The organism is Mycetocola sp. (assembly GCF_046716805.1).
Lineage (GTDB): Bacteria > Actinomycetota > Actinomycetes > Actinomycetales > Microbacteriaceae > Mycetocola_A.
Genome location: NZ_JBKJWH010000166.1, coordinates 1 through 5651 on the forward strand (window position 1 = coordinate 1; position 5651 = coordinate 5651).

The 5651-nt window shown below is 64.7% G+C and carries 8 protein-coding genes and 1 pseudogene; all 9 read right to left on the minus strand.

Annotated elements, in window-relative coordinates:
- Positions 1-13: 13 nt before the first annotated feature.
- Positions 14-319 carry a 30S ribosomal protein S14 gene (gene rpsN, locus ACLQ62_RS13540; RefSeq protein ID WP_104164519.1) on the minus strand — a complete coding sequence of 102 codons (306 nt, stop codon included), beginning with the start codon at positions 317-319 and terminating at the stop codon, positions 14-16.
- Between the two features lie 2 nt (positions 320-321).
- The gene (gene rpmG, locus ACLQ62_RS13545) at positions 322-489 is read right to left on the minus strand and encodes a 50S ribosomal protein L33 (protein ID WP_066598602.1); all 168 of its coding nucleotides are present in this window, start codon (positions 487-489) and stop codon (positions 322-324) included.
- Positions 489-725, minus strand: a complete 237-nt coding sequence (gene rpmB, locus ACLQ62_RS13550; RefSeq protein WP_196832962.1) for a 50S ribosomal protein L28 — start codon at positions 723-725, stop codon at positions 489-491. Before rpmB ends, rpmG begins: the two co-directional genes overlap by 1 nt.
- Before the next feature lie 170 nt (positions 726-895).
- Positions 896-1294 carry a Fur family transcriptional regulator gene (locus tag ACLQ62_RS13555; protein WP_411722161.1) on the minus strand — a complete coding sequence of 133 codons (399 nt, stop codon included), beginning with the start codon at positions 1292-1294 and terminating at the stop codon, positions 896-898.
- A gap of 26 nt (positions 1295-1320) precedes the next feature.
- Entirely contained in the window at positions 1321-2151 is an 831-nt protein-coding gene (locus tag ACLQ62_RS13560) for a metal ABC transporter permease (protein WP_411722163.1), read from the minus strand.
- A 47-nt stretch (positions 2152-2198) separates the two neighbouring features.
- Entirely contained in the window at positions 2199-2984 is a 786-nt protein-coding gene (locus ACLQ62_RS13565; protein WP_411722164.1) for a metal ABC transporter ATP-binding protein, read from the minus strand.
- Between the two features lie 53 nt (positions 2985-3037).
- Positions 3038-4024 (minus strand): metal ABC transporter solute-binding protein, Zn/Mn family, encoded by a 987-nt coding sequence (locus ACLQ62_RS13570; protein ID WP_411722162.1) that lies wholly within the window; start codon positions 4022-4024, stop codon positions 3038-3040.
- 238 nt (positions 4025-4262) lie between these two features.
- A complete protein-coding gene (locus tag ACLQ62_RS13575; protein WP_411722165.1) occupies positions 4263-5252 on the minus strand; it encodes a glycine betaine ABC transporter substrate-binding protein in 990 nt (329 codons plus the stop codon).
- A pseudogene (locus tag ACLQ62_RS13580) lies at positions 5232-5651 on the minus strand (ABC transporter permease subunit); the annotation flags it as partial. The gene ACLQ62_RS13575 and the pseudogene ACLQ62_RS13580, both read right to left, overlap by 21 nt.

Here is a 5651-nt window from a genome sequence, read left to right on the forward strand (position 1 = left end):
GCCGTCCGGGGTGTTACCAGCTGGACTTGGTGATGCCGGGCAGCTCGCCCCGGTGCGCCATGTCGCGGAAGCGAACGCGCGAGATGCCGAACTTGCTGAGGTGTCCGCGGGGACGACCGTCAACCGCGTCGCGGTTGCGCAGGCGCACCGGCGAGGCGTTGCGGGGCAGCTTCTGGAGACCCTTGCGAGCCTCTTCGCGGGACTCGTCGGTGCCGGCCGGGTCGACAAGAGCCTTCTTCAGCTCAAGGCGCTTGACGGCGTAGCGCTCGACGATAACCTTGCGCTGGTTGTTCTTGGCAATCATGCTCTTCTTCGCCATTTTTAGCGCTCCTCACGGAAGTCAACGTGCTTGCGCACTACGGGGTCGTACTTCTTGAGTACGAGACGGTCGGGGTTGTTGCGACGGTTCTTCTTGGTCACGTAGGTGTAACCGGTTCCTGCCGTCGAACGAAGCTTGATGATCGGACGAACGTCCTGTGCTTTTGCCATTAGATCTTCTCCCCACGAGCCAGGATGTCCTTGACGACCGACTCAATTCCGCGAGCATCGATGACCTTGATGCCCTTGGCGCTCAGCGTGAGCGTGACGTTACGGCGAAGCGACGGCACAAAGTACGTCTTCTTCTGCACGTTCGGGTCGAAGCGACGCTTGGTGCGTCGGTGCGAGTGCGAAATGTTGTGTCCGAAGCCGGGAATGGCTCCGGTCACCTGGCAGGTTGCTGCCATGGTTCTCTCCTTCAGTACCGCAGGACTTTCGCCCTGCCCAAGATCTCTTGTCGGCACACGCAAACCACCTGCATTTCACAACAGGGGGATGTGTGTGCGATCCGAACGGGAGGTGCCCGTTCAGCCAAGGATCCATCGTACAGGACATCAGGGTCTTCTGCGAACGACGGTCAGACGGATGCCGCGGCGCACGCCGTGCACAGTCCGAAGATGTCGACCACATGCCTGGCGTCAGTGAAGCCGTGTTCGGATGCTGTCTGCCTCGCCCATCGCTCGACCTCGGTCGCCTCGATCTCGACGGTGAGGCCGCAGTTGCGGCAGATCAGGTGATGGTGGTGGCCGGTGCTGGCGCAGGCCCGGTAGAGACTTTCCCCCTCCGGCGACTGCAACGAATCCGCCTCCCCCACATTCGCGAGGTCGGCGAGGGTGCGGTACACGGTCGCCAGTCCGATGTGGGACCCCGCATCGCGGAGCCCCTGGTGCAGACCCTGTGCACTGACGAAACCGTCACGGGAGTCAAGCGCCTCGCGTACGGCTTCCCGCTGCCAGGTGTTCCTCTTCACTGCCACGTTCCACTGCCTCCGTTGCCCTGGTTCTAGCGTAGCCCGGGGCGGGGGCGGGCACGCAGTCCCACCAGACGGGCGACGAGGTAGATGAGAAACGAGATCGTCGTGATGTATGGGCTGATCGGCAGCGACCCGCCGATGGCCAGCAGGATACCGCCGACCGCGGAGACGAAACCGAACAGCATCGCGAGCGCGGGCACGAGGATCGGGGAAGCGGACAGCCGCAGTGCCGCCGCGGCGGGAGTGACCACGAGGGCGAGCACGAGAAGCGCGCCGATGATCTGCACAGACACGGCGACGATGAGCCCGAGCAGCACCATGAAGGTGAGCGAGACGAACCGCGTCGGCACACCGCGGGCGGCGGCGACGTCGGCGTCGAGGCTGTCGAAGCTCAACGGGCGCCAGATCAGGAGCAGCCCGACGAGAACCGCGAGGCTGATGGCGCTCAGCCAGGTCAACTGCGGGTCGTCGACCGAGATGATCTGGCCGGTGAGCAGCCCGAACTTGTTGGCACTGCGCCCGGGGTACAGGGCGAGGAACAGGATGCCGAGGCCCAGCCCGAACGGCATGAGCACCCCGATGATGGAGTTGCGGTCCCGCGCTCTGGATCCGAGCAGTCCGATGATGATGGCAGCGACCAGGGCGCCCGCGAGGGACCCGGCCACCACGTTGACCCCGAACAGCAGGGCGGCCGCGGCACCGGCGAAGGAGAGTTCGCTGATGCCGTGCACCGCGAACGCCATGTCGCGCTGCATGACGAAGACGCCGATCAGCCCGCCGACGATACCGAGGACGGCACCAGCCAGGATCGAGTTCTGCACCAGGCCGAGAAGTTCGCCGTAGTTCTCGAAGTTGAACATCCGCGACCAGAGGTCGTCTTCGCCGACCGCCAGCACCGTTCCGCTCCTCATGCCCCGGCCTCCGCGTGGCCGTGATGGTGGGTTTCGCTGTCGGGGATGCCGACGACGACGACCCGGCCGCCGGTGCGGAGCACGTCGACGGGGGTGCCGTACAACTCGGTCAGCACCTCACTGCGCAGCACTTCGTCCGGGGTCCCCTCTCGGAATTGTCCGCCGGCGAGGTAGAGGATGCGGTCGACCATGCCGAGCACAGGGTTGACGTCGTGGGTGACGAAGACCACGGGGGTGCCGTGCTCTCGCCTGCGCCGGTCGATCAATTCGGAGACGCCGCGCTGGTGTTGCAGGTCGAGGCTGAGAAGGGGCTCGTCGCAGAGCAGCATCCTCGGATCCCCGGCGAGCGCCTGGCCGACCCGGAGTCGCTGTTGTTCGCCTCCGGAAAGGTTGCCGACGGGTTCGTCGGCATAGTGCGAGGCACCGACCGATTCCAGGAGGGCGTCCACCTGGCGTTTCTCCGTTCCCCGACTGACCGGGAGCCCGAACCGGTGCCCGTTCACTCCGAGGGCGACGAGATCGCGCCCGCGCATCGGCGTGCCTCCGGGTATCAGCTTCTGCTGGGGGATGTAGCCGATCCGTCGGTCGCCGCGGCGCACCGGATGCCCGTCGAATCGGATCGTGCCCGAGTCAAGCGGCTGCTGGCCGAGGATCGTCTTCAGCAGGCTCGTCTTGCTCGATCCGTTCGGCCCGAGAACGGCGAGGAATTCACCGGCGCAGACGTCGATGGTGAGATCGTTCCACAGCACGCGGTCGCCGAAGCCGAGCGCGGCATCCGTCATGCTGAGGATCGGATTGCTCGGGTGGCGGTGACCGGCAGGCGGCGCGACGTCGGTCACGAGCGGAGCGCGTCGCTGATCGCGGCGATGTTGTCGGCCATCCAGCTCACATAGCTCTCCCCGTCAGGCAGCGTCTCGGCAAAGGACACGACCGGAACGGAATTCTTCTCGGCAGCGGCACGGACCTGTTCGGTCTCAGAGCTGCTCGTCTGCTCATTGTAGGCGAGCAGTGCGACGTCGCCCGTGGCGAGAAGAGCGAGAGTGTCCCTGAGGCTTGCCGGCGACACATCCGTTCCTTCTTCTATGGCGGCGCTGAAATTCTCGGGGGTCACGTTGACCAGTCCGGATGCCTCGAGCAGGTACAGCGGGACTGGCTCTGTGATCGCCACCCCGGCTCCGTCGAATTCGGTTTTCAGCGCTTGGGTCGAGGCGGTGAGCTGGGCGAGCTCTTCGGAGAAGGTCGTGTAGTTCTCGGCGAAGGTTGCGGCGTTCTTTTCGTCGAGTTGCGAGAAGACGTGGGCGAGAGTGCTTGCGAGCGCGTCGGCGGCGGCAAGGTCGTACCAGACGTGCTCGTTGAGCCCCTCGACGTGCCCGTGCCCGTCGTCTTCGGTGTGCTCTTCGCCTTCTGCGTGCTCTTCGCCGGCGTGCTCTTCGACGGGGGCGTGCCCGGACAGGTTGACGACGTTGACCATTTCGAGGTCGTCGGCGCCGGCCGCATTCACGAGGGTGTCGATGAACGGGTCGTATCCCCCACCGTTCTCGATCACCACGTCCGCCTTCGAGATGGCGAGCTGGTCCTGGGCGCTGGCTTCGTAGCTGTGCGGGTCCTGCGCGACGGAGTCGATGATGCTGGTGACATCGATGTACTCCCCGCCGATCGCCGAGGCGATGTCTCCGTACACGTTGGTGGAGGAAACGACACTGATATCCGCTGACTCCTCCGCTGTCTTACCGACGGTCTCGCCGGCTGAGGCGGAGCATCCGCTCAACACGAGGGCGGCAGCGGGCAGAAAAAGCAAGGGGGCGAGGCGGGATTTGTTCACTCTGGAGACACTACCCGTAATGATAACGGTTATCAACTCCGCGGAAACGCGTGCCGCAGTCCCCTTTCGCGGTCGAACGGATGCGATGCACGTACGTGTCCGCGCGCTCATCCGTGCCAGACGCAGACTTCCACGCAGAAAACCCGACATTTCGCACAGACGAACCACTGCCACCCGACGTCCGGGCACGACAAAGCCCGACTCTCGAAGGAGAGCCGGGCTGCGTCAGTCGATTTGTCTAAGAGGTCAGTCCGTCGACATACTCCTGGTTGTCCTCGATCCACTTCTCGACGATTGGGGCGTAGTCGTCACCCTCGTAGTCGATGAACATGGCTTCGACGAGCGACATGAGGGTTTCGCTGTCCATCTCGAAGCCCTCGAGCATTTTCGCGGCCTTCGGCGACGACTCGGTGAACTCGGTGCTTCCGTAGCTGTGGAGGCTTTCGGTCTCGCCGAACGCGCCCTCGGTGTCCTCGAGGTTCTTGAGCGGGAATTGCGCGTATGCGCGGTGCGGCTCCCACAGAGTGACGGCGATGTTCTCGCCCTTGTCGGTCGCGCTCTTCAGCTCGGAGAGCATCGCGGCGGTCGAGGAGGTGAGAAAATCCATTCCGTCGAGGCCGTAGGTCGGGATGACGGCTTCTTCCATGGTCGCGGTCAGGCCGGCGCCCGGCTCGATGCCGACGATGCGGTTGCCGAAGAGGTCCGCGTTCTCAGCGAGCTCATCAATCGTGTCGATCGGCGCGTCCTCGTTCACCGCGAGGGTCAGTTTGGACTCGTCGTTCCATGCGCCCAGGTCGACGATCTCGTCGCCGTAGCTGTCGATGTATTCCTTGTGTGTCAGGGGCAGCCAGATGTCCGTGGTGAAGTCGTAGTCGCCCGAGGAGAGACCTTCGAAGACCGGGGCGGGGTCGGCGTATTCCAGCTCGACCGTATAACCCTCGTCCTCCAGGATGGTCTTCCAGAGCCAGCTCGTCGCGACCCCTTCATCCCAGCCGTTGAACACGGCGAGGGTCAGGTCCTTCCTCTCTCCACCCTCTGCTGCACCGGGTTTCAGGTTCGCGAACCCGAGGAAGCCGACCAGGCCGGCCGTGACGGCTGCGGCGATGCCGATCACGAGAATTCGGCGCTTCTTCTTCGCCTTCAGCAGTGATCCGTTCGATGCCGACAGCTGACCCTCATGGGTGGCGCCAGCTGCGAGCGCGACCGGGGCTGCTGCGGCCTTCTTCACCCGCGTCTTGCGGGTGCCGAGGGATGCCGTGAGGCGGTCGAGCACGATGGCCAGGATCACGACGGACAGGCCGGCTTCGAAGCCGAGGCCGATGTCGATGCGGTTGAGGCTGGCAACGACGTCGCCGCCGAGCCCGCCGGCTCCGACCATACCGGCGATGACGACCATGGAGAGCGACAGCATGATGACCTGGTTGACGCCGGCCATGATGCTCGGCATGGCAAGCGGCAACTGGATCTGGCGCAGGATGCGGAACGGAGACGAACCGAAGGCGTGGCCGGCTTCGACCACTTCTTTGTCGACTCCGCGGATGCCGAGCTCGGTCAGCCGGACTCCGGGGGCGAGCGCGAAGAAGATCGTCGCGACGATGCCGGGGACGACGCCGACCCGGAACAGGAT

Bases quoted from the DNA above. Each gene is read 5' to 3' on its own strand.
- rpsN (WP_104164519.1), bottom strand. From the start codon at position 319: ATGGCGAAGAAGAGCATGATTGCCAAGAACAACCAGCGCAAGGTTATC.
- rpmG (WP_066598602.1), bottom strand. From the start codon at position 489: ATGGCAAAAGCACAGGACGTTCGTCCGATCATCAAGCTTCGTTCGACG.
- rpmB (WP_196832962.1), bottom strand. From the start codon at position 725: ATGGCAGCAACCTGCCAGGTGACCGGAGCCATTCCCGGCTTCGGACAC.
- ACLQ62_RS13560 (WP_411722163.1), bottom strand. From the start codon at position 2,151: ATGTTCAACTTCGAGAACTACGGCGAACTTCTCGGCCTGGTGCAGAAC.
- ACLQ62_RS13565 (WP_411722164.1), bottom strand. From the start codon at position 2,984: ATGACGGATGCCGCGCTCGGCTTCGGCGACCGCGTGCTGTGGAACGAT.